Raw genomic sequence first — 22,601 nt, 5'->3', positions numbered from 1 at the left:
AAATAGATTATTCGGTATTAGCCCCGGTTTCCCGGAGTTATCCCAAACTATAAGGTAGGTTGCCCACGTGTTACTCACCCGTCCGCCGCTAACGTCAAAGGAGCAAGCTCCTTATCTGTTCGCTCGACTTGCATGTATTAGGCACGCCGCCAGCGTTCGTCCTGAGCCAGGATCAAACTCTCCATAAAAGAAATTTGATTAGCTCAAATTGTTTTGCTGGCATCATGTTTGATGTCCAAAATTTTGTTTCGTTCACTAACTCAAGGTTAGCTACTAAAAACTTTATTGATTACGTTTTGCTTGTTCAGTTTTCAAGGTTCATGTTTTCGCTGTCAACCAGCGACAGGACTTTATTATATCAAAATACCAATGTGTTTGTCAACAACTATTTTGAAATGTTTTTTCACTGTCAATGTGACAGGACTTTATTCTATCAAAATATCAATATGTTTGTCAAACCAATTTTGAAATGTTTTTTACTGTCGAAGTGACAGGAATAACAATATATCACGATTGCTTTTCACTTGTCAACACGTTTAAACAATTTTTCAATATAGTATATTTAACGACAGCTAAATCATACTATCAAATAGAATCAACCCTCTCAATAAAGGAACATATTATATAAATAATTAGCCTCTTAGAGGAAACGAACTTTTTTAAGCATATTCGTTTCCACGCTCTGTGTATGTTGATTTATACAAAGTTCCTCGTTTGGATTCTACTACAAACATAGAAGGAGAAATGCGAATTTTTTAGGAAAGGTTTTTTATCCTTCATTTTAAAAGCTACTGATATGTATATTATCTCCCTTTGTTATTCGCTACATAAATGCTCCATAAGTGTTGCGTAATCCAAATTGCCGTATTGTATTACTTGCCCATCCTTTTCTACTACTGGAATCATGAGCATATACTTTTCATGTATGCTCTCATCTTCTTCAATATCAATAATTTCTATATCAAAATCTATATCTTCTTGTACAAGCTTTAATGTATGCAGTCCCTCGACACATAGCCCGCAATTAGCTCGACTAAAATATTTCACGTTCAATTACAGCACCTCCCTTATGATCTATTATAAAACGAAACAGCCATCTATAAACAATTTATCGTGAAATAGCGCCAATTATAAAAACGGATCTAACTATAAAAGACTGTGCAAGGTCATACTTCCTGCACAGTCTTCTTTCATATTATTTTTTCAGATGGCTATCTAAGAATTTCAGCATTGCATTGTAGAATTCGATTTTGTTTTCTTCATTATGGAAACCATGGCCTTCATTATCCTTCACCATGTATTCTACATCGACGCCTCTCGCACGTAACGCATCAACAATTTGATCAGATTCAGCTTTGTTTACACGTGGATCATTTGCACCTTGAGCAACTAATAATGGTGTTTTAATTTTATCCACGTGGAAGACAGGTGAAACTGCTGTTAATAGTTCTTTATCCTTCTCTGGATGGCCAACTCGGTCATATAACATTTCACGCATTGTTTCCCAGTATGGAGGAATTGTATTTAATAGTGTAAAGATATTCGATACACCCACATAATCAACTGCCGCTGCATATAGATCTGGTGTGAAAGTGATACCTGCTAAAGTTGCATACCCCCCAAAGGATGCACCGTAAATTCCAATTCGTTTTGAATCTGCAATACCTTGGTCGATTGCCCATTGTACACCATCCGTAATATCATCTTGAATTTTGAGACCCCACTGCTTATTACCAGCCTCAAGGAACTTTTTACCGTATCCAGTCGAAGAACGGAAATTCATTTGTAGTACCGCATAACCACGGTTTGCTAGTAGTTGCACCTCAGGATTAAAGCCCCAAGTATCACGGCCCCATGGCCCACCATGTGGATTGACGATAAGTGGCAGATTTTTAGCCTCTTTATTTTTTGGTAAAGTTAAATAACCGTTAATTGTTAGACCGTCTCGACTTTTATATGAAATTGGATGCATTTCTGCAAGCTCTTCTGGTTTTAACCAAGGGCTTAATGTTGCCATTTCTGTCATTTTATCTGTTTTTGAATCGTAATAATAATATTTTCCGTAAACAGTGTCACTCGAAACACTAACAATAAATTTTGTCATTTCTTTATTGTAATCATTAATGCTTAATTCACTTTCATGAACTCCTAATTTGTTTTGAATTTTACGGAATAGTTTTTCAAAGTCCTTGTCAAAGAATTGATAGTGTACTTTATCTGTTATATATCCACCGTATAATAATTTATCTTTCTCAGGACTATATAATACACCTATTACATCCACTTCTGAGTTGGACATAATTACTTCTTCATTACCTTTTAAATCATATTTAATCACTTCTACTTTATCTCTTCCTTTATTAGAAGTTGCAAAAATATGTTTATTGTCTTTAGAGAAAGCAAGTGGCATTACTTCATCTCCTGCTTTCATTTCAATAAATGGCTTGAATTCGTCTTTCTCTGAGTCACGGTAAAGGATAGTTCCTTCTACACCATCTGAGGTAACTGCCATACGTACTTTTCCATCATTATCTGCTAACCAACTCGAAATATTACCTGGGTTTTTAGCAACTTGTGTAGTTTTTCCAGTCTTCACGTTAAGCTTGTATACATCAAAGACCTTTGCATCTTCTTTATTCATCGTAATAAGAATTTCGTCTTTAACGCCCTGTAAATCACTTAAGAACCTAACTGTTACATTTGGATAAGGAGTTAAATCTTTTTCCTTATTACCATTAAATTTTGTTGAATAAATGTGGAAATTTTCATCGCCACCTTTATCCTTTATATATAGTAAATTATTATCTTTCCAGAATGACCCGGCAATATCACGGTCCTTTGAGCTAGATACACGTACTGGCTCACTATTATCATTCATTTTCTTTACGTACACATTTGAACGATTTTTCCACGCAGAGTTATAAGTAATGTAATTTCCGTCTGGTGAAAGTTGATAGCCGACGCTTCCAGGGTTTTTCATGAAATCTTCTACAGAAATTTCTTTCACGCCTTTATTACCGACAGCGTTTTTCACATTTTTAGCATTGTTTAAAATTTTGACCGCATCTTGTTTAGTAATCGTTTCACTATTCGAAAGACCGTTAAATAAACCAAGCTTATTTGCTTTTTCTTGATACTCAGCAAGTGTTGCTTCTTTTTCTTCTTTATTTAAAGCTCTTACTAAAATACGTGCCGCTTCATCACGTTTAATATTGACACTTAAATCTTTTAATTCTGCGCCTTTTACCCAAGTATCAATGATTTGCTGACGCATTGTCTCAGATCCATGCTGGAACGTAAGGGCTGTTACCGTTAAATCTAAAAACTCCTTAGCTGATAGACGTTCCTCTCTTACTTCTACTTGACTGCTAGTTTCATTGGCCGCGCGCACTTCCTGCATAGATACAGGAATGACAGCAGATGTCGTTAAAATAACCGCTAATGATGCTGATAAAAATCTTTTTTTCAAAATGATTCCCTCCTATAATCAGTTCGCGTTATACATTTTTTGTCAATACAATGAAATTATACCAAGTTATGTATGTTTGTCAATTTTCTGGTTCAACGATTTGTTGGTATTCATCATCATGGTGCAAAAAACTGATACTCAACGAATTTCCCTTTACTTTTTGTAAAACAGTTATCATATCCTCTTGATTGTGTAGAGCAAACAATGGTCAACATACTCCCTGCCTTAGTGTTTAAGACAGTTATATTGTTAGCACTTTTAAACCAGTAAAAAAGTGAACTACAAATGAGTTCACTTTTTGAATATAATAATCAATCGCCTCAGCATAATTCGGCTAGATCCGGAAAGAAGTTAAAATTTCCGACTTGCTCCACCACCAGCAGATGAGCCTCCTCCGAATCCGCCAAAGCCACTGCCTCCAGAGCGGCCACTGCCAAAGCCGCCACCAAAACCACCTGGATAACCGCCACGTCGACCTGAACGAGGTCCTCCCCCTCTACCACTTGATACAACAAGTACTATGATAACGATTAAAATAATCATCCACGTTGGCATTCCTTTACTGTCAGCTGTATTTTCAGGCACCTCTCGATCCCAATCGTACTCTTGCGCGACATTTTGAAATACTTCCGCGTACGTTGCTTTAAATGCCTTATCCATATTTTCAGCACCTGCATTTGGATAAAACGCAGTATCTAAAATACGCCCCAGCTTGCCATCAGGTAATGCCCCTTCAAGGCCTTGGCCTACAGCAATAACAACATCATTATTGCCTTTCCCCTGCCCAAACGTTGCTAAAATTAACACACCATTATTTTTTTTGGCATCACCAATGCCCCAAGAGCGAATCATTTTTGTAGCATACATTTTTGGTTCTTGGCCATTAATATTATCTACTGTTACGACCATAATTTCAGCACCTGTACCTTTATCTAGCTGCTCTGAGTAACGATTTAGTTCTTCCTCCATAGAGGCAGATAAAACATTAGCAAAATCATGAATATACGTATTTTTCATTGGTGTTGGCATTGCGGCATCTGCCGTTCTAATAGATAAAATAAATATGAAGCCAACAATAGCAAGTTGGGTCATCAACCGTTTCATTATTGTTTACCTGAACCGCTAAAATCTATAGATGGTGCCTTTTCAGCACCGGCAGCAGCTTTAAAGTATTCCTTCTGTTCAAAACCAAACATCCCCGCAATTAAATTGCCTGGGAAACGTTTGACTGTTTTATTAAAAACCTGCACTTCATTGTTATAGTCTTCTCGGGCAACAGCTAAACGGTTTTCTGTCCCCGCTAATTCATCCATTAATTGACGGAAGTTCGCATCTGCCTTTAAATTCGGATAATTTTCTACAACTACTAGCAATCGATTAAGTGCTCCATTCAATGCATCATTGGCAACCGCTTGCTCCTTTGGACTTTGAGCACTTCCCATTTGTGCACGTGCGTCTGTAATGCTAGCGATAACTTCTTTTTCATGTTTTGCGTATCCCTTTACAGATTCTACTAAGTTTGGAATCAAATCAAAGCGACGTTGTAACTGATTTTCAACTTGAGCCCATTTCGAATCAACGCCTTCCTCAGCCGTTACAAGGCTATTATATTTCGGTATAAATAGTAAGGATAATACAACTAAAATAATAACGATAATTCCGATAGGTCCAAATATTTTTTTCAACTTTAAAACCACCTTCGCTTTGATGATGGGCCATTCTTTTCATTACCACTAATGTGCAACAAAAAAACATCTCTATTCTACATATATGTAAACGCATCAATACCGTATGAAATTTGTCTAACGTGCCATACTTAATATGTAACAAAACTATGATATATAGGAGGCGCTTTTTTTGACACAATCGTTTCAAAATGAATCATCAAACCAAACATCATTCAACCAGCAACAAAGCCTAAATCATGGTGGGCATGAGGTAATGGACATGCATGAAACAATTGGCGAAATCATTGCTGGAATGAATCAATCCATCTTTTTACGTCAACATGTTAAGGATCCGGAGTTACTTAGCATTTTGGATCGCCAATATAATTTCACATTAGGTATGTATAATACAATTGTGGAATCATTTAAAACAGGGCATGATCCTTCTGTACCTACAGGACGCTATCAAATGGAGACAGGAAATAATTTTAAATATGGATTAAATCCTGGCCAACCTAAAAAGCCTATGCAAAATGCAAGCGAGCTCAACGACGAAGCAATTTCTGGCTTCCTATTAGGTGCTCAAAAAGGAGCAGCAAAATGTATGACTGCTGCCGCAACCGAAACTACAAACCCTGTAGTTCGACGCGTTGTTGCTGATAGTATTCCCAACTGCATTGAAATGGCATACGAATTATCTATTTACCAAAATATGCATGGATACTATCAAGTACCACAATATTCTCAACAAGATATGCACACGATGCTTAATTCGTTCGACACTACAACTAATCCCCTTCATTAATAATAAAAAAATAAGAGCAGTCCCATATGTGATGCATCATCACAAGGGGCTGCTCTTATTTAATGAACTATAAAATTTTCCTCGATCGTTTTGTGAATTACAAAAAGCTTCTCTCTTCGACCATATAGCCAACTAACTCCACAGTCTAAACCCATTGCATATGTTAATTTTTTTGCAAAAAAAAAAGAATCCCCTCAGATAGGATTCTTTTTTTCGACTAGTATAACTAGCCTTCACGTACAGTATGTTCACTAAAAAATAATTTGGAGTTGTTGCTTTTTTGAAGGTTTGAAAGGAACAGATACGGGAATAATGCCTACTAGGTAATATTCCCATTAATTTCCCTCTCTTTCTCCACTAAGCAGGCTGCTAAACTACTTATTAGGAGAATTCGAGTTATAAAAAATATATCAAATAATCAGTAAAATGGCGCCCTCGGAGGGAATCGAACCCCCAGTGCAAGAACCGGAATCTTACGTGTTATCCATTACACCACGAGGGCAATTGAGCACAAAAAAAAAGTACCCACTAGGCTTTACGAAAAGCATGATGTAGATAATCCTCATTTGAAGCATACCTGACAAAATAGTGTACTGTACTTTAACTTATGACCTTATTCATTATACAAACGTATTGCTCATAATTCAACTATAGAATGTAAAACATTTAAACTTTTTTTATCCTCATCCAGTAAGTGTCAAAAAAACTAGTAAATAAAATGCAGCTACAGTGTATATCACGCATTAGAAAGGAATTTAATGTACGGGCTTCAGGCGCATTGTTTATCTACGTAAAAGCGAAGAGTTAGCTACAATTACAGCAAGGCAAAATTATTTTAATTTATTTCACTTTAACAGGGTTAATATTTGACCTTCCCTGACTATAATGTGTATGATAAGGTTACAGCTGAATACGATGGAAGTTTTCAGCAAAAGTATTCGAATTTAGTTTTTTAAGGAGGATTTAACATGAATTTAATTCCTACAGTTATTGAACAAACAAGTCGTGGTGAACGTGCGTACGACATCTATTCACGACTACTAAAAGACCGTATTATCCTATTAGGAAGTGCAATTGACGACAACGTTGCAAACTCAATTGTTGCTCAACTTCTATTCCTACAAGCAGAAGATCCAGATAAAGATATCTTTCTTTATATTAACTCACCTGGTGGATCAATCACTGCCGGCATGGCAATTTATGACACAATGCAAATTATCAAGCCACAAGTACAAACAATTTGTATTGGTATGGCAGCATCTATGGGTGCTTTCCTACTTGCAGCTGGTGAACCAGGTAAACGCTTCGCATTACCGAATGCTGAAGTAATGATTCACCAACCACTTGGCGGTGCACAAGGTCAGGCAACTGAAATCGAAATCGCTGCAAAACGTATTTTATTCTTACGTGAAAAATTAAACGGTATTTTATCAGAACGCACAGGTCAACCACTTGAAGTCATTGCAAGAGATACAGACCGCGATAACTTCATGACTGCTGAGCGCGCAAAAGAGTACGGCTTAATCGACCAAATTATGGATCGCAACGACCGTAAATAAAAAAACGAAAGGCATCTCAGGTTTATTCCTGAGATGTCTTTTTTTGTTTATTTTGATGTGCCTAGCCTTGATTCGGTTCTTCTATCCGTCGCTTTGACTCTTCTTTCCGTCACTTTACCCTTTCTTTCCGTCGCTTCGGCATTTCTTTCCGTCGCATTGCCTCTTCTTTCCGTCGCTTCGGCATTTCCATCCGTCGCTGCCCTTTCTTTCCGTCACTTTGGCTCTTCCTTCCGTCGCATTGGCTCTTCTTTCCGTCGCTTCGGCATTTCCATCCGTCGCTGCCCTTTCTTTCCGTCACTTTGGCTCTTCCTTCCGTTGCATTGCCTCTTCTTTCCGTCGCTTCGGCATTTCCATCCGTCGCTGCCTTTTCTTCCCGTCACTCTGCCCTTTCTTTCCGTCGCTTTGCCCTTTCTTTCCGTCACCTCGGCATTTCCATCCGTCGCTGCCTTTTCTTCCCGTCACTCTACCCTTTCTTTCCGTCACGCTGCCCTTTCTTTCCGTCACTCTACCCTTTCTTTCCGTCACTCTACCCTTTCTTTCCGTCACCTCGGCTTTTCCATCCGTCGCCTTAACTTTTCTTTCCGCCACTTCACCCTTTCTCCCATCGCTCCAACTCTACTCCCTATCACCTCAAACCTCCTATCCCTCCCTTCGACGATCGGTACAGGATAACATTGGCCTTCATTTTAAGTTGTACAAATATCCAACAAAAATAGGACCTGCTTTTTCAATGTGAAAGGACAAAAAAACTGCCCAATATGTAAGTGTTACCTCTTGGACAGTTTCTGCATTATGTGTTTTATTAATCTTCTTTTTCGATTAGGGCTGCTAATGCTGTAACCGCTTGCTCAGCATCGTTACCATCACCGCTAAGGACAACTTCTGTTCCTTTTGCAATGGCTAAGCTCATAACACCCATAATGGATTTAGCATTTACTTTTTTCTCGTCTTTCTCAAGAAAGATATCTGCGCTAAAGCGATTTGCTTCTTGTACAAATAGCGCTGCTTGTCTAGCTTGTAGTCCTAATTTTAATTTTACATGGACTCTTCTCTCGGTCATTCTTAAAACTCCCCTTTACTACCGTTCATCTTATTATTTTTATCTTACCTTACTTACTAGCAAAAGAACAACACGTACCTGAAAAGTATGAAAATTTAGCCACCAATTTTTTCGCCACTTCTTAATGCATCGGCAATCTCATCAATTTTACGTAATCGATGATTAACACCTGATTTACTAACCGTGCCACTTGATACCATTTCACCAAGTTCTTTCAGTGTTACATCTTGATATTCTACTCGTAATCGCGCTATTTCACGAAGTTTTTCCGGTAATTGATCGAGACCTATTGAATTTTCAATAAATCGGATATTCTCTACTTGACGTAATGCGGCACCTATTGTTTTATTTAAGTTCGCTGTTTCACAGTTAACAATGCGATTAACACTATTTCTCATATCTCGTAATATGCGGACGTCTTCGAACTTCATCATTGCTTGATGGGCTCCAGCAATATTAAGGAAATCGGAAATTTTTTCAGCTTCTTTTAAATAAGTTACAAAGCCTTTTTTTCGTTCAATTGTTTTTGCATTTAGCTCAAATTCATTCATCAAATCCATTAAAGCCTCGCCATGTTCTTTATATAATGAATAAATTTCTAAATGGTAGGCTGATGTTTCTGGATTGTTGACAGAGCCTCCAGCTAAAAATGCTCCTCGTAAATATGCTCTTTTTTGGCCACCCTTTTTAATGAGCTCCCGAGAAATAGTATGATTAAATTGAAAGTCGTCTGAGATGATTTCTAAATCAATTAGTAGCTCACGCGCACCTTCTCTAACACGGCAAATGTATACGTTATTTTTTTTCAAACGCATTTTTTTTCTAACAAGTAACTCTACATTATATGGATACAGCTTTTTCATAATCGTATAAAGTCTTCTTGCGATTGCAGCGTTTTCAGTTTGTACGTCTAAGCTTAACTGCTTATTAGCGAAAGATAATGAACCATTCATACGAATTAGGGCAGATACTTCTGCTTTCATACAATGATTGTCCGCTTCTATTTGAGTCAACTCTTTTTTCGTTTCAGAAGCAAAAGACATATCACGCCCTCCTTTCAACCTTTTGTTCTATGTATATGCCATCTTATCATATACAATAAGCGCTTTATAATTCCTAACTTTTTGCCTCATAGATTTTTGCGTAATCTACAAGCCATTCCGCAACGTTTGCCGCATTATGACGAACCGTTCCATCTGGACGAATCGTGGCAATATCTCGTTGAATAACCTCTAATCGCATACTTTCAAGCTTGGCAACGTCGAACGTTACTGGCTCAGCACACTCTTCCTTATAAAGCTCTTTTACAGGATGAGGAAGCTTTACATCATTTACTAAAATAGAATCAATGAAGGCGTCTCCAACATGGTCATATAAAGCTTTCACATGATCACCTGCTGTATAGGAAATGGTTTCACCTTTTTGAGTCATTAAATTACAAACGTAAATTTTTCTTCCTTTTGCCTTTACAACAGCTTCTCCTATTTCTTTTACAAGAAGGTTTGGAATTATACTCGTATATAAACTTCCCGGACCAATTAAAATATAGTCAGCACGATTGATTGCTCGAATAGCCTCTGGTAGCGGTTGCACGTTTTCAGGCACTAAAAAAACTCGACTAATTCGTTTTTTAGCCAAGGGAATTTTAGATTCACCTTCAACGATAGAACCGTCCTCAAGTTCGGCATGTAAATTTATCTTTTTATTAGCTGCTGGTATGACGCGGCCATGCACCTTTAAAACCTTTCCCATCTCACTAATAGCATGGTTAAAGTCACCAGTAATATCTGTTAAAGCCGTCAGCATTAAATTACCTAATGAATGACCACGTAAATCTTCCGATGCTAAAAATCGATATTGAAACATTTGCTCTACAAGCGGCTCAACATCCGATAACGCTGCGATAACATTACGGACATCACCGGGTGGTGGAATATCATAGTCATCTCGTAAGCGTCCTGAAGAACCACCATCATCTGCTACTGTAACAATTGCAGTAATATCAAATGGGTGGTGCTTGAGGCCTCGTAGCAGGGTAGAAAGCCCTGTGCCACCACCTATTACAACAAGCTTTGTTCGCTTCTTTCCCATTCACTCAATCCTTTCTACGATTGATGTCACGATGCGCAATAACAGTATTTTCCTTCCCAGCTAAATATGCCCCGAAATATTCCGCTAATGTTACTGAGCGATGCTGTCCTCCAGTACATCCAAAAGCAATGACAAGTTGTGATTTGCCCTCTTGTTTATAAAGTGGAATCATAAATTCAAACAAATCCGTCAGTTTTTGAATGAGTGTTTGCGTATCCTCAAGTGCTAGCACATAAGAAGATACCTCGGTTTGTAATCCTGTTTTATGACGTAACTCCTCTACATAATATGGATTTTTTAAAAAACGGACATCAAACACTAAGTCGGCATCGATCGGCATACCATGTTTAAATCCAAAAGACATAATATTTACTGAGAATATATTATTGGCATCATTTGCAAATTCTTTTGCGATTTTTTCACGTAGTTCTTTTGGCTTCATATTAGATGTATTATAAACAAATTTAGCGCGACCCTTTACTTCCGATAAAAGATTACGTTCTCGTTTAATGCCATTTAATAGCAACCCATTTGCAGCCAATGGATGTGCACGTCTTGTTTCCTTATAACGTCTAACTAACGCTGCATCATCTGCATCTAAAAATAAAATTCGTGCAACTATATCGCCTTCTTTAAGCATATGGTCGAGGGCGCCAATAAGAGAATCAAAAAAGTCGCCGCCACGCATATCCATGACAGCTGCTATACGTGTAATATTTTTACCCGAATCCCTTAGTAGGGTTAAAAATGTTGTAAGTAACGCTGGTGGTAAATTATCAATACAGTAATACCCTAAATCTTCAAAGCTTTGAATAGCTACTGTTTTCCCAGCTCCAGACATTCCTGTAATAATAACTAATTCATGTTTACCTTTTAGGCCTTCAACCACCACTGTCATGCAGCTCCTTTATTGTTCTATTGATATTTGTATTTTCTCATGAAGTAATTCAAAATCAGTCGTATATTCAAATGTACCGTACTGAGTGCCTGATTGTGAGATAGCAAATTGTAAGTTTGTTCGATCACCTTCAGCCATTGGCAAATGTTTCAAGTCCTCTACCGGGTGCCATGCGAGTTTGCCTTCTCTAGTTTCTTTAAACGGTATGCCTTCTATATCCTTTGCAACAAACGTATAAAGCATCCATTCGTCCACTACCTCATTGTTTTCTTTAATAATCATCGTATAAACACCCTTTAAATGAGCATTTATAGGTGTGACATTTGTTTCTTCTTTAAATTCACGTACAGCAGCCTCATAAATCGACTCACCGCTCTCCATTTTACCGCCAGGAGCTACGTACCAGCCACGTCTCGGCTTCTGAAGTAATAATACTTGATCGTCTTTTATGGCTATTAAATTTGCAATTCTTTGCATAGGCACACCTCTAATCACTTTTACGTTCTTCCTTTTATTATAGCAAGACTAAACAAGGTTTGTCCTCAATTCTAAACTTTAGGCGCATTGCAATTTTAACTTCACCGATACATGTGTGAAAACCTATTTTTAACCTCTATTCAAGCATATGAAACTCCGCCACAAAAAAATTCAAAATTTCCGCTTACAACAAAAATAGGCTGCTCCACCTTATTTGGCGGAAACAACCTACTCAACAAAATAAAAGGGGGATTGCTAATTACACTTTTTATCTTACACCTTTTATATGTCATTCAAGTTACAACTATATTAAGACCGTATTAAAATTGTATTTTTTTCCTTAAAATCCACTCAAGAGGATCATCACCATAGCGAGGGGTTGATTTCCGTTCCGACTGGGCGCTTTCATGGGGGCGTCCGATGAGCCGCTTTGTTGTTGTTGTTGCTGTCGCTTTGCTTTCGCACAGATAAAACATTTGCTGTCGCTACGCTTTCGCGCAGAAAACATTCGCTTCGCTGCAGGGTCTCGGGCCAACATAGGACGTGATGGTTTTAGCATTCGCTCCTCTATTGCTGATCCCCAAGGAGTCGCCCAGCCGTAACGAAGATCAACTAATTTACATAGTATACGTTTTAACAAATGCCATCCACTTTTGGTGATGAGCCAATCAAAAACAAATTTTAATCTTAATCCATTTTAAGCATTAATTTTTTCTAATAATTCTTCCACATAATGCTGTACCGCTTGTGCTGCAATACTTCCGTCACCTGTTGCTGTAACGATTTGACGAAGTGATTTTTCGCGTACATCACCAGCTGCAAAGATGCCTGGTACTGTTGTTTCCATATTGTCATTTGTCAAAATATAACCAGCATCATTTAAAATACCTAGTGACTCAAATGGTTTTGTTAATGGTAGCATTCCAATGTAAATAAATACGCCATTAGTAGCAAAGTCTGATTCTGTACCATCTACAGTTGATTGTAATGTTACACTTCCAACTTTACCATCAGCTTCATTAATTTCTTTAACTGTTGCATTCCAAATGAAATCAATTTTTTCGTTAGCAAAGGCACGATCTTGGAGAATTTTTTGTGCGCGTAATTTATCACGACGGTGCACAATTGTTACTTTATCAGCAAAGCGAGTTAAATAAACGCCTTCTTCAACAGCAGAATCTCCGCCACCTACGACAACAAGATTTTTTTGCTTGAAGAATGCACCATCACATACTGCACAATAGCTGACACCACGGCCTCCAAGTTCTTTTTCGCCAGGCACACCCATTTTTTTATACTCCGCACCTGTAGAAATAATAATTGCTCGTGTTTTATATTCTTTAGCACCTGATTTTATTGTTTTATATTCTTCACCATCAATAATTTCACTTACATCGCCATACGCATATTCTGCACCAAATTTCTTAGCATGGTCGAACATTTTTGTCGAAAGCTCAGGCCCTAAAATTGTATCAAATCCAGGATAGTTTTCTACTTCTTCTGTATTTGCCATTTGTCCGCCAGGGATCCCACGTTCAATCATTAAAGTTGAAAGGTTGGCACGTGATGTATAAACAGCCGCAGTCATACCAGCCGGACCTGCACCAATTATTACAACATCATAAATTTTTTCTTCTGACATAAATACTTCCCCCTAAACAAATACTTTTTTATCTTCATTCAGTAGGTGCGCAAACACCTACTAAATGAAGATAATGCCTCGGACTTAACCAAGTAATAACTTTAGTATGTTCATCGTATGTGAAAGTAAAAAGTTATTCAACTATGTTGCTCACAGTCTAATTATTCGTACTTGGTAAAAACATTAAAATTTCATCAATATACTTCGATAAAGTCGACACGGATACTCCGTATTGTTGAGCTATCTCTTTTTTTGTCACCTTGAGATTACGAGAAGAGCGGAATAAATAGTCATTTGCTCCTGCAATAGCCGCCGGATTTGTGAAACGATAATTGTTTATCAATGCTTGCTCACAAAGCACAAACCACATTTGGAACATTGGTGCAATTAATGTCGTCAACTTACCATACTGTTCAAGTAAAATTTCTGACACACTTACTGCTCGTTTAAAGCTAGCCTCTACTTTGTTTTTCATATCAAATTGATGTCCTAGTGCATAGGCTAAGAACAGCTTTTCATACGCATTACATTGGTCAACATCTATCCATTTGGGATGTGCGATAATTTCCTGTTTATGTGAAGTACAACTTAATAAAAATAAACCAAATATGCGTTCACTTGTATAATCGCTCTCCAGCTTCTCCACAATATAATCACGGTCATGTTCTAATGCATCCAATGAATACGTATTTTCTTCTTGACGCCAAGGTTCAAAGCCTTCTTTTTCAGGATCTTGCTCAAGTAGCTGCTCCCAAGCACTCTTTGATATTTCTTCATGTCCTGAGAAATAAGCTGCATGAGATAACCAAAAGTAAAAGCCAGCATCGCCTACATAGCCTCTTTTTTGCATGCTACGCAACCATTTAAATGCTAATTCATATTGTCCAACGAGCGCTAATGTTGCACCCAACTTATAGCGATGTTCCCATAAGTATGGCTGAATTTTCACAAGTACTTCTAAAAGGTCTTTTAAATCTTCTTCATTTTTTTCATAGTACGCGATCACCGTTAAATTACATAGTGCATGTAAATTCCCTTTATTTTCACGTAATACAGTATTTAGAAGCGCCTTCGCCTGTTCTGCTTCACCAACATAAAAATAGGCAAGGGCTAAGTTGTTATAAGCTGACCAAAAATCCGGTCTATCTTCAATTAACTCTTCTAGCATATTAATAGCTTCAGGGAAATCTCCCTTTTCCATACAACGTCTTGCTTGCTCCTGCCGATATAAATCTTCAGCAGAACCTTCAAGCTCTTCAAAGTCATCCTGCTCAAAACCTACAAAGTCTAATATTTCAGCAGCTTCATCAGCATAAGCACCCTCTGGCTCGATTTCTAAATATTGCTCTGCAAAGCGTTTAGCATCATGTATAATACCGATGCATCCTGAAACCTCTGCCATGTAAAAAATAATTTCTGGATTTTCTTTATCTATCTGATAGGCACGATGAAGAAGATCATACGCTTCCTCGAAACGTTGACCTTCTAACTCTACTATCGCTAATTGCAATAAAATCATTGGATCATCAGGACTTAAATCAACTGCTCGCTGTAAATATTTATAGGCTTTATTCATTTGTCCGCTATTCATTGCTTGAATTGATTTTTTATAATAATAGTCGCCTGTTGGAATGAACGACACTATATTCGTTTGATTCTCTTTTTGACGTTTCTTTTCCAATACATTTCCTCCGAAACAAGAAATAAGGAACGTATGATACGTTCCTTTACACAGTAACTTCTATTATAACATACAATAAGCAATATGCCGTTATTTCTCCTCATGACGTTTTTCTAACACATGTAACACGTCATAAACACTTACTTTTTGCTCTTGTAGTAACACGAGTAGATGATACATTAAATCTGCTGCTTCCCATTTTACTTCTTCTGTATCGCGATTTTTAGCACCTATAACAACCTCAGTTGCTTCTTCACCAACTTTTTTACAGATTTTATCGATTCCTTTATCGAATAAATATGTAGTATACGCCCCTTCTGGCATTTCTTGCTCACGCTTTGCAATGACATTGGCAAGTTTAGAAATAATCTCAACAGATCCGACCTTGGCATTTTGCTGAATAATTTCTGTAAAGCAAGAAGTTGTTCCATTATGACAAGCTGGGCCAGCAGGAATTACTTCCACGACTAATGCATCACCGTCACAGTCCGCTTTAATTGACACAACTTTTTGTGTATGGCCACTTGTTGCACCTTTGTGCCAGAGCTCTTGACGTGAACGTGAGTAGAACCATGTCTCTCCTGATTCAAGTGTTTTTTCTAGCGATTCTTTATTCATATACGCTACAGTTAGTACTTCTTTTGTATTCGCATCTTGTACAACTGCAGTGACAAGACCTTTTTCATCAAATTTAATGCTGTCCATCATCTTACTGCCACTCCTTTTTCACGTAAGTACTCTTTTACTTGTGCTACGCTCGTTTCTTTGTAATGGAAGATGGATGCGGCAAGTGCTGCATCTGCATCAACATCTTCAGCTAATACTTCGTAAAAATGGTCGGCATTCCCTGCACCGCCACTTGCAATAACAGGAACTGTCACAGCTTCTCTCACAGCTTTTGTTAAGGCTAAATCAAAACCTGATTTCTCGCCGTCCTGGTTCATACTCGTTAATAAAATTTCACCAGCACCTAAGCGAACCGCTTCCTTTGCCCACTCAGTTGCCTGCCATGAAGTTTTGTTTCGGCCTCCATGCGTATAAACCATCCATGTAGCATCTTCCTCACTAAAGCGAGCATCAATAGCAACAACAATACATTGTGCGCCAAAAAAATCAGAACCTTCTTTAATCAGCTCCGGTCGCTCTAAAGCAGAAGTATTTACGGATACTTTATCAGCACCTGCACGTAAAATGCGTTTCATATCATCTAATGTACGGATTCCACCACCTACTGTAAATGGAATGGCTAATGTAGCTGCAGTTTGCTGGACGACATCAACCATTGTTTCACGGCCTTCATGTGATGCCGAGATATCTAGAAACACAAGTTCATCTGCCCCTTGCTCATCATAAAACTTAGCAAGCTCTACTGGGTCACCCGCATCACGTAATGACACAAACTGTACACCTTTAACAACACGTCCCTCTTTCACATCAAGACATGGAATAATGCGCTTTGTTAACATGATGCCACCCCCTCCAACCACTGCTTTAATAAATACACACCTAGTTCACTTGACTTTTCGGGATGGAACTGCATGCCTGTAATAGAGCCATTTGCAACAATACCAGGAACCTTAATACCATGGTAATCCGCATAAGCGACAAGCTCGGTTTCATCGATATCTGTTGCATAAAATGAGTGCACAAAATAAACATGCTTTGCCGTTACTTCACCCTTTAACCATGAAGGGCGATCTGTCACTATGAGCTCATTCCATCCCATATGTGGTACTCGATATTTCTGCCCAGCGTTGTCACCAGTAAATCGTTTAATGCTTCCTTTAAAAAAGCCCAATCCCTTCGTCGGGGACACTTCTTCACTTTGTTCAAATAATAATTGCATGCCTAAGCAAATACCGAGAAGTGGGCGATTTTCAGCTTTCACCTTCTGTAAATATCGATCTAAATTCGTTTCAGCTAAACGTTTGATAGCATCTGGAAACGCTCCAACACCAGGAAGCAACAGTGCATCTGTTGCATCTAGCACTTTTTCATTAGCCGTGACAACAACCTCACAGCCAAGTCGTTTTAATGCCTGTTCAACGCTAAATAAATTTCCCATTCCATAATCAATAACACCTATTTTCACGTTAACAGCCCCTTAGTCGATGGTACACCTTTCACACGTGGATCAATTTCTACCGCTGCGTCAATGGCACGTGCTAACGCTTTAAAAATAGCTTCGATAATATGATGGGTATTATGTCCATAAGGTACGATGACATGAACATTCATCCGAGCCTCAAGTGCAAATTTCCACAAAAACTCATGTACTAATTCAGTATCAAAACTACCGACCTTTTCCTTCAATGGTGGCACACGATATTCTAAGTGCGGGCGATTCGAACAATCTACAACGACCTGTGCAAGCGCATCATCCATTGGTACAAATGCTGTCCCGTAACGCTTTATTCCTTTTTTATCACCGAGCGCTTCACGAATAGCTTGGCCTAATACAATTCCGAGGTCTTCTGTTGTATGATGATCGTCTATATAAGTATCACCGTTCGCTTGTATCGTCCCATCAAAAAGCCCATGTTTGATAAAGAGGTCTAGCATGTGATCCATAAAGCCAACACCCGTTTTTATATCTGCCTTTCCTTCACCATCTAAATTGATGGCAACCGAAATTTGTGTTTCATTGGTTGTACGTTCAACTTTTGCATATCGTTTCTTTTCAGTCATAGTACTACTCCTTTTCCCATCCTCGCGATTCGACTGCACGCGCATGGCCCTCTAAGCCTTCCATACGTGCCAGACGTGCAATTTTCGGTGCATTTTCTGCCCAAGTTTTTTCACTATAAAAGACGATGCTAGATTTTTTCACAAAATCATCGACGTTTAATCCACTTGCAAAGCGTGCCGTACTATTCGTTGGTAGAACATGATTTGTCCCTGCAAAGTAATCGCCAACTGGTTCTGAGCTATAACGACCAATGAAAATACCACCTGCATGTCGTACTTGTTCAGCTACAGCCTCAGCATTTTTTGTAACTATTTCTAAATGCTCAGGTGCTAGCGAATTAATAGCATCGACGGCATCTGCCATCGTTTCAGCCACATAAATGGCACCAAAGTTTTCTATCGATGCACGCGCTACCTCTTCACGCGGTAAAGTTGTTAATTGCTGTTCCACCTCATAAGCTACTTTTTTTGCCAATTGCTCAGAAGTCGTTACTAAAATGGCACAAGCCAATTTATCATGCTCCGCCTGTGATAAAAGATCGGCCGCGATTTCATCAGCAAACGCTGTGTCATCCGCTAGCACCGCAATTTCACTTGGGCCTGCAATCATATCAATTGCTACCTCACCAAATACTTCACGTTTTGCTAATGCTACAAAAATATTTCCTGGGCCTGTAATTTTATCAACGGGAGAAATTGTCTCTGTACCATATGCAAGAGCCGCAATCGCCTGAGCACCACCGATTTTGTATATTTCTTCTATCCCTAAAATATGCGCTGCCGCAAGTACACCTGGAGGTAATTTTCCATCGCGACCTGCTGGAGATGTCATTACAATGCGTTTGACACCAGCAACTTGTGCAGGAATCACGTTCATCAAGACCGAAGACGGATATGCTGCCGTACCACCAGGAACATAAAGACCAACTGCATCGAGCGCAGTAATTCGTTGCCCAAGCCATGAACCATCTGTAAGCTCTATGCGATAACCTGAACGCTTTTGCTGCTCGTGATAAAGGCGAATATTTTGAGCGGCTTCTGTTAAATCTGCATAAAGCTGTTGGTCAATTGAATTAGCGCCCTCTTCTAACTCTTCTTTCGTTACGCGTAAATAGTCAGGGGCAAAGCCATCCCATTTTTCTGTATAAAAACGTATGGCTGCGTCACCTTGTGCACGAACATCTTTCAATACTTGGCGTACAACCTTTAACTGTTCTTCATTTCCACCTTCAAGTGGTCTCTTTAAAGAAATACCTTTTTCTAGCTTCGTTATTTTCATAGGATTAATCTCCTTTAAATCTAGGAATGTGCCTCTTCCAGACAGTAGACATTTTTATTTAACACATTTCTTTAAACGTTTCACGAGATCAATAATACGGTCACTCTTCATGCGATAACTTACAGGGTTGGCAATTAATCGTGATGATACGTCTGTAATAAATTCATATTCCACCAAGCCATTTTCTTTCAGCGTACGACCGGTTGACACAATATCGACAATTCGATCTGCTAAGCCAATCATGGGCGCCAATTCAATCGAACCATTTAGCTCAATAATTTCAACCTGCTCGCCAATACCCTTATAATATTTCATTGCAATATTAGGATATTTTGTCGCTATTCTTGGTGCAATTTCATTCATTATCGTATTAGGTAAGCCTGCTGAAGCGATATAACAAGTACTTATTTTCAGATCCAGTAACTCATGCACTTCGCGTTGCTGCTCTAACAAAACATCCTTCCCCGCAATACCAATATCCGCTACACCATGTTCAACATACACAGGCACATCCATTGGCTTTGCTAATATGAAACGAATTTTCTCTTCTGGAATTTCAAGCATTAATTTACGGGACATTTCGACTTCTGCTGGTAAATTAAAGCCGGCTTCTAAAAGCATCTCGTATGCCTCGTCAAAAATGCGTCCCTTCGGCATAGCAATCGTTAATTCATTCACCGTCAACGTCCTCCTGTCCCACAATCACTACTTCTGTGAAGTGTGCTAAAAATGCTTCTTCTTCAACAAGGCTACTCCTTAACTGCAATGTTGCCTGTTTACCAGTTGCTCGCAGCGTTTTTACCTTTGCAATCGCCTCTTCAAATCGTTCTTCCTCAAATAACACGACTGTAGCTTCTTGTCGTTCGACAGACTGCCCATCCAATGTTTCTAATAAGCGATCAACGCGAATACTAAATCCTGTAGCGCCTACTTTTGAGCCAAATACCTCCAGCAATCCGTCATAGCGTCCCCCATTGCCTAATGGAAAGCCACTGCCGGTAGCAAATACTTCAAATAACATGCCTGTGTAATAGCTCATATGACTAGAAAGTGTAAAATCAAAGGCTACATAATCCGCTAAGTCTGCAATTCCAAGTAGTTTAGCGAGCTGCTGCATATATTCTAATGCGTCATTTTTCCGCACGTATTTTTCAATATCTTGAATTTCTTTAACATTCATAGCTTCTTCAATAAATTGCAGTAATGCATCGGATTTTGTTTTAGGTAAATCAAATGATTCCACTGCTTCTTCAAATCCTACATAATTACGTTGCACAAGGATTGCCCGCAGTATATTTTGTTGTTCAACGCTCTCTGTATAATCTTGTAAAATACAATTTAATATACTTGCATGACCGATCGTCATTTTAAAATTCACTAATCCAAAATGCTTTAATAACTCCATAGCTGTCACAATAACTTCAGCATCAGCAAATACAGAATTGTCTCCAATTAACTCAATCCCCATTTGATCAAATTCTGCTGGACGCCCACCTTCCGCTTCCTGTGCGCGAAAGACGCTAGCAAAATAAGCAAGACGTACTGGAATCATCTCTTTTAATAGTTTTGAGGTTGCCACGCGTGCAATCGGTGTTGTCATATCAGGTCGTAATACTAACGTGTTGCCTTGGCTATCTACTAATTTAAATAAATGCGCATCGGCTATTGCAGATGCTTTACCGACTGTATCGAAATACTCTACTGCAGGTGTTTTAATAAATTCATAGCCTCTTCGGCATAAAAAGTCTCGTCCAGTATTTCTAACAGTCTCTACCTTTTCGAATATTTGTGGAAATGTATCGCGCATTCCAAGTGGTTTTTCAAACATTTTAATCGACGACATTTTGACACTTCCTTACGATTCACTTTAACTCACTAGAGTGTTAGAGAATTAGATTATGAAAGAATTCTAACTTATTTCTTCTTTTCCGTCAATGCAACTCCGTTAAATTATCAAATAATTTCAATACTGATTATTCCGTTAATTATACTTAAAAATAAAAAAATTTACACTTTAATCAACCGATTGAGCTTTTTCCTTCTTAAATCAGTAAAACATTAAAATTAAAAACATTGTGCATAGTGTTGAAAAAGAAATGGTCAAGGAAATCTTTGTAAATGTTGTTGCTAGTGATTTCCGTTCCAGGCTACTCGCTTTCCTGTGGGCGAGCGTCGAGCTTTCCCACAGGAGTCGAGTAGCCTTCCACTCCAATCATGAAAACTTAGAACCTTTATTAATTTTATGCATTTCAAAAGTGAACGCTATGACTACTCACCTTAATCCAAACAGAATAGTGTTGATTGTACATCTGCTGTTACTGCCACTATGTTTTCATATATTAAACACTTGTTGCTGTCGCTTCGCTTTCGCACAGAAAACACTTGTTGCTGTCGCTCCGCTTTCGCACAGAAAACACTTGTTGCTGAGGTTGATTGTAGTGGAGACTGGGCGACTCCTCGGGGATCAGCGTTACAGATGAGACCCTGCAGCAAAGCGAAGCGGCTCATCGGACGCCCCCAGGAAAGCGCCCAGTAGGAACGGAAATCAACCCCTCATTTTGCCGAAGAGCAATAATTTATTTTAATATGTGATACATTAACTTCATTGTCACAATAGCTTCTCAAAATCAGAACCACCAGTCTAACTGGTGGTTTGCTCTACGCGTGAAACGCTGGGGTACTGACCCACGTCTAAAGACATACTGAAAGGTCCGCCAACCGCACTCCGTTTTCACGCTACCACTAAAGTGGTTTTATTATCTTCGCTTTTTTGCTTTTATTTCTTCTCCTGTAAATGGATCAATGAATTCTTTCATGGTCATTTGATCCTCAAGAATATCCTCTTGTAATTGATTTTTTATATATTCCTGAATGATTTTTCTGTTTCTTCCTACTGTATCTACATAATATCCACGACACCAAAACTTCCTGTTTCCATATTTGTATTTCAGGTTCGCATGTCGATCAAATATCATTAAACTACTTTTCCCTTTCAAATAACCCACAAACGATGAAACACTTAATTTTGGTGGAATACTTACCAACATATGAATATGATCAGGACATGCTGTTGCTTCAATAATTTCTACGCCTTTTCTTTCACATAACTGGCGAAGAATTCTACCTACATCTACTTTGATTTGCCCATAAATTATCTGCCTTCTATATTTTGGCGCAAAGACGATGTGATACTTACAATTCCATGTTGTGTGTGCTAAACTTTTATTATCCATTTGGATCCCCTTTCGTACGAAGTCGGTTGACCAGACCTGAATTCATTGTACG

At 38.5% G+C, this 22,601-nt stretch carries 22 protein-coding genes, 1 tRNA gene and 1 rRNA gene; 3 read left to right on the top strand and 21 right to left on the bottom strand.

The genetic code is table 11. From position 1 onward, the window contains the following. From ABE34_RS08030 to ABE34_RS08010, 5 genes are all read right to left on the bottom strand, one after another. A 16S ribosomal RNA gene (locus ABE34_RS08030) occupies window positions 1-188 on the bottom strand; the annotation flags it as partial. Window positions 189-816: 628 nt separating this feature from the next. After that, window positions 817-1,053 carry a glutaredoxin family protein gene (locus tag ABE34_RS08025; RefSeq protein ID WP_197141598.1) on the bottom strand — a complete coding sequence of 79 codons (237 nt, stop codon included), beginning with the start codon at window positions 1,051-1,053 and terminating at the stop codon, window positions 817-819. Between the two features lie 142 nt (window positions 1,054-1,195). Next, window positions 1,196-3,469: a S9 family peptidase gene (locus ABE34_RS08020; protein ID WP_197141596.1), complete on the bottom strand. Its 2,274-nt coding sequence runs from the start codon at window positions 3,467-3,469 to the stop codon at window positions 1,196-1,198. A 351-nt stretch (window positions 3,470-3,820) separates the two neighbouring features. Further along, complete coding sequence (locus tag ABE34_RS08015) at window positions 3,821-4,573, bottom strand: TPM domain-containing protein (RefSeq protein ID WP_197141594.1); 753 nt, start codon at window positions 4,571-4,573, stop codon at window positions 3,821-3,823. Then, window positions 4,573-5,154, bottom strand: a complete 582-nt coding sequence (locus ABE34_RS08010) for a LemA family protein (protein ID WP_197141592.1) — start codon at window positions 5,152-5,154, stop codon at window positions 4,573-4,575. Before ABE34_RS08010 ends, ABE34_RS08015 begins: the two co-directional genes overlap by 1 nt. Before the next feature lie 172 nt (window positions 5,155-5,326). Here ABE34_RS08010 and ABE34_RS08005 point away from each other — a divergent pair, with 172 nt between their 5' ends. Further along, window positions 5,327-5,941, top strand: a complete 615-nt coding sequence (locus tag ABE34_RS08005) for a spore coat protein (RefSeq protein ID WP_197141590.1) — start codon at window positions 5,327-5,329, stop codon at window positions 5,939-5,941. A 427-nt stretch (window positions 5,942-6,368) separates the two neighbouring features. On the opposite strand, the gene ABE34_RS08000 is transcribed toward ABE34_RS08005, so the two are convergent. Next, window positions 6,369-6,443: transfer RNA gene (locus ABE34_RS08000), tRNA-Arg, on the bottom strand. A 466-nt stretch (window positions 6,444-6,909) separates the two neighbouring features. On the opposite strand from ABE34_RS08000, the gene clpP reads away from it, so the two are divergent. Together clpP and ABE34_RS07990 are read left to right on the top strand one after the other, a co-directional pair. After that, window positions 6,910-7,500, top strand: coding sequence for an ATP-dependent Clp endopeptidase proteolytic subunit ClpP (clpP, locus tag ABE34_RS07995; RefSeq protein WP_079563765.1), 591 nt, complete (start codon window positions 6,910-6,912; stop codon window positions 7,498-7,500). Between the two features lie 33 nt (window positions 7,501-7,533). Next, window positions 7,534-8,172 (top strand): hypothetical protein, encoded by a 639-nt coding sequence (locus ABE34_RS07990; protein WP_197141588.1) that lies wholly within the window; start codon window positions 7,534-7,536, stop codon window positions 8,170-8,172. Window positions 8,173-8,302: 130 nt separating this feature from the next. Here the strand turns inward: ABE34_RS07990 and ABE34_RS07985 are convergent, their stop codons facing one another. From ABE34_RS07985 to tnpA, 15 genes are all read right to left on the bottom strand, one after another. Next, complete coding sequence (locus tag ABE34_RS07985) at window positions 8,303-8,560, bottom strand: HPr family phosphocarrier protein (protein WP_053485816.1); 258 nt, start codon at window positions 8,558-8,560, stop codon at window positions 8,303-8,305. 95 nt (window positions 8,561-8,655) lie between these two features. After that, window positions 8,656-9,603 carry a DNA-binding protein WhiA gene (gene whiA, locus ABE34_RS07980; RefSeq protein WP_197141586.1) on the bottom strand — a complete coding sequence of 316 codons (948 nt, stop codon included), beginning with the start codon at window positions 9,601-9,603 and terminating at the stop codon, window positions 8,656-8,658. Between the two features lie 73 nt (window positions 9,604-9,676). Then, window positions 9,677-10,651, bottom strand: coding sequence for a gluconeogenesis factor YvcK family protein (locus ABE34_RS07975; RefSeq protein ID WP_197141584.1), 975 nt, complete (start codon window positions 10,649-10,651; stop codon window positions 9,677-9,679). Between the two features lie 4 nt (window positions 10,652-10,655). After that, window positions 10,656-11,549 carry an RNase adapter RapZ gene (gene rapZ / locus ABE34_RS07970; protein WP_197141582.1) on the bottom strand — a complete coding sequence of 298 codons (894 nt, stop codon included), beginning with the start codon at window positions 11,547-11,549 and terminating at the stop codon, window positions 10,656-10,658. A gap of 9 nt (window positions 11,550-11,558) precedes the next feature. Beyond that, entirely contained in the window at window positions 11,559-12,026 is a 468-nt protein-coding gene (locus ABE34_RS07965) for an 8-oxo-dGTP diphosphatase (protein ID WP_197141580.1), read from the bottom strand. Window positions 12,027-12,723: 697 nt separating this feature from the next. Next, the gene (gene trxB, locus ABE34_RS07960; protein WP_197141578.1) at window positions 12,724-13,668 is read right to left on the bottom strand and encodes a thioredoxin-disulfide reductase; all 945 of its coding nucleotides are present in this window, start codon (window positions 13,666-13,668) and stop codon (window positions 12,724-12,726) included. A gap of 157 nt (window positions 13,669-13,825) precedes the next feature. Then, entirely contained in the window at window positions 13,826-15,349 is a 1,524-nt protein-coding gene (locus ABE34_RS07955) for a tetratricopeptide repeat protein (RefSeq protein WP_197141576.1), read from the bottom strand. A gap of 90 nt (window positions 15,350-15,439) precedes the next feature. Further along, window positions 15,440-16,057 (bottom strand): bifunctional phosphoribosyl-AMP cyclohydrolase/phosphoribosyl-ATP diphosphatase HisIE, encoded by a 618-nt coding sequence (gene hisIE / locus ABE34_RS07950; RefSeq protein ID WP_197141574.1) that lies wholly within the window; start codon window positions 16,055-16,057, stop codon window positions 15,440-15,442. Then, complete coding sequence (hisF, locus tag ABE34_RS07945; protein ID WP_197141572.1) at window positions 16,054-16,815, bottom strand: imidazole glycerol phosphate synthase subunit HisF; 762 nt, start codon at window positions 16,813-16,815, stop codon at window positions 16,054-16,056. Before hisF ends, hisIE begins: the two co-directional genes overlap by 4 nt. Continuing rightward, the gene (gene hisH / locus ABE34_RS07940) at window positions 16,809-17,441 is read right to left on the bottom strand and encodes an imidazole glycerol phosphate synthase subunit HisH (RefSeq protein WP_197141570.1); all 633 of its coding nucleotides are present in this window, start codon (window positions 17,439-17,441) and stop codon (window positions 16,809-16,811) included. Before hisH ends, hisF begins: the two co-directional genes overlap by 7 nt. Beyond that, window positions 17,438-18,037 carry an imidazoleglycerol-phosphate dehydratase HisB gene (hisB, locus tag ABE34_RS07935; protein WP_197141568.1) on the bottom strand — a complete coding sequence of 200 codons (600 nt, stop codon included), beginning with the start codon at window positions 18,035-18,037 and terminating at the stop codon, window positions 17,438-17,440. Before hisB ends, hisH begins: the two co-directional genes overlap by 4 nt. A gap of 4 nt (window positions 18,038-18,041) precedes the next feature. Then, complete coding sequence (hisD, locus tag ABE34_RS07930) at window positions 18,042-19,316, bottom strand: histidinol dehydrogenase (protein WP_197141566.1); 1,275 nt, start codon at window positions 19,314-19,316, stop codon at window positions 18,042-18,044. 54 nt (window positions 19,317-19,370) lie between these two features. Further along, on the bottom strand, window positions 19,371-19,994 hold the full coding sequence (gene hisG / locus ABE34_RS07925) for an ATP phosphoribosyltransferase (protein ID WP_197141564.1): 624 nt from the start codon (window positions 19,992-19,994) through the stop codon (window positions 19,371-19,373). Further along, on the bottom strand, window positions 19,987-21,159 hold the full coding sequence (locus tag ABE34_RS07920; RefSeq protein WP_197141562.1) for an ATP phosphoribosyltransferase regulatory subunit: 1,173 nt from the start codon (window positions 21,157-21,159) through the stop codon (window positions 19,987-19,989). Before ABE34_RS07920 ends, hisG begins: the two co-directional genes overlap by 8 nt. A gap of 913 nt (window positions 21,160-22,072) precedes the next feature. Then, window positions 22,073-22,549 carry an IS200/IS605 family transposase gene (tnpA, locus tag ABE34_RS07915; RefSeq protein ID WP_197141399.1) on the bottom strand — a complete coding sequence of 159 codons (477 nt, stop codon included), beginning with the start codon at window positions 22,547-22,549 and terminating at the stop codon, window positions 22,073-22,075. Window positions 22,550-22,601 lie beyond the last annotated feature (52 nt).

It is taken from the genome of Lysinibacillus sphaericus, from assembly GCF_015844675.1.
Lineage (GTDB): Bacteria > Bacillota > Bacilli > Bacillales_A > Planococcaceae > Lysinibacillus > Lysinibacillus sphaericus_E.
Note: the sequence above shows the minus strand (reverse complement) of the source record. Positions and strands in the feature narration are given on the sequence as shown.

Coding starts and splice junctions, on each gene's coding strand:
- ABE34_RS08015 (WP_197141594.1), bottom strand. CDS start 4,573: ATGAAACGGTTGATGACCCAACTTGCTATTGTTGGCTTCATATTTATT.
- clpP (WP_079563765.1), top strand. CDS start 6,910: ATGAATTTAATTCCTACAGTTATTGAACAAACAAGTCGTGGTGAACGT.
- ABE34_RS07990 (WP_197141588.1), top strand. CDS start 7,534: ATGTCTTTTTTTGTTTATTTTGATGTGCCTAGCCTTGATTCGGTTCTT.
- ABE34_RS07985 (WP_053485816.1), bottom strand. CDS start 8,560: ATGACCGAGAGAAGAGTCCATGTAAAATTAAAATTAGGACTACAAGCT.
- whiA (WP_197141586.1), bottom strand. CDS start 9,603: ATGTCTTTTGCTTCTGAAACGAAAAAAGAGTTGACTCAAATAGAAGCG.
- ABE34_RS07975 (WP_197141584.1), bottom strand. CDS start 10,651: ATGGGAAAGAAGCGAACAAAGCTTGTTGTAATAGGTGGTGGCACAGGG.
- rapZ (WP_197141582.1), bottom strand. CDS start 11,549: ATGACAGTGGTGGTTGAAGGCCTAAAAGGTAAACATGAATTAGTTATT.
- ABE34_RS07965 (WP_197141580.1), bottom strand. CDS start 12,026: ATGCAAAGAATTGCAAATTTAATAGCCATAAAAGACGATCAAGTATTA.
- trxB (WP_197141578.1), bottom strand. CDS start 13,668: ATGTCAGAAGAAAAAATTTATGATGTTGTAATAATTGGTGCAGGTCCG.
- hisIE (WP_197141574.1), bottom strand. CDS start 16,057: ATGATGGACAGCATTAAATTTGATGAAAAAGGTCTTGTCACTGCAGTT.
- hisF (WP_197141572.1), bottom strand. CDS start 16,815: ATGTTAACAAAGCGCATTATTCCATGTCTTGATGTGAAAGAGGGACGT.
- hisB (WP_197141568.1), bottom strand. CDS start 18,037: ATGACTGAAAAGAAACGATATGCAAAAGTTGAACGTACAACCAATGAA.
- hisD (WP_197141566.1), bottom strand. CDS start 19,316: ATGAAAATAACGAAGCTAGAAAAAGGTATTTCTTTAAAGAGACCACTT.
- ABE34_RS07920 (WP_197141562.1), bottom strand. CDS start 21,159: ATGTCGTCGATTAAAATGTTTGAAAAACCACTTGGAATGCGCGATACA.
- tnpA (WP_197141399.1), bottom strand. CDS start 22,549: ATGGATAATAAAAGTTTAGCACACACAACATGGAATTGTAAGTATCAC.